Annotated in this window: 1 protein-coding gene; it reads left to right on the top strand. The window is 72.0% G+C overall.

Annotated elements, in window-relative coordinates; all coding sequences use genetic code 11:
• The coding region (locus tag AC5E6L_RS08120) for a PI-PLC domain-containing protein (protein WP_491772511.1) at window positions 1-385 on the top strand (385 nt) is incomplete at its 5' end.
• Window positions 386-410 lie beyond the last annotated feature (25 nt).

Genomic DNA, 410 nt, shown 5'->3' with positions numbered 1-410 from the left:
GATGAAGGACAGCGGCGATCGCAATGGCGCCCTCGCCGGCGCCGTGGCCGTGGCGCTTGAAGGCTATGCCGGGCCGGTCGCGGTGATGGCGTTCGCGCACGCGCTTATCGGCGCGTTCGGCGACACCGGGGCCGGCGTGCCGCTCGGCCTGACCGCCGAGGGGATCGGCGCGCCGGCGCTGGCCGCGCACGAGGCCGCGCTCGATCTGGGCATCGATTTCGTCTCCTACCAGGTCACCGCGCTGCCCAACCGCTTCGTCGACAAGGTGCGCGCGCGCGGCATGCCGGTCATCACATGGACCGTGCGCACGCCCGGCCATGTCGCCCTTAGCCGCGCCCATGCCGACCAGATGACGTTCGAGGGGTTCGATCCGGACGCGGCGTGAAAAGAACGCGCGCCGCCTTGCGACC

The sequence above is a fragment of the Roseitalea sp. genome (genome assembly GCF_984466335.1).
The sequence above is the reverse complement of the archived record's forward strand: the minus strand, read 5'-3'. Positions and strand labels throughout refer to the sequence as shown.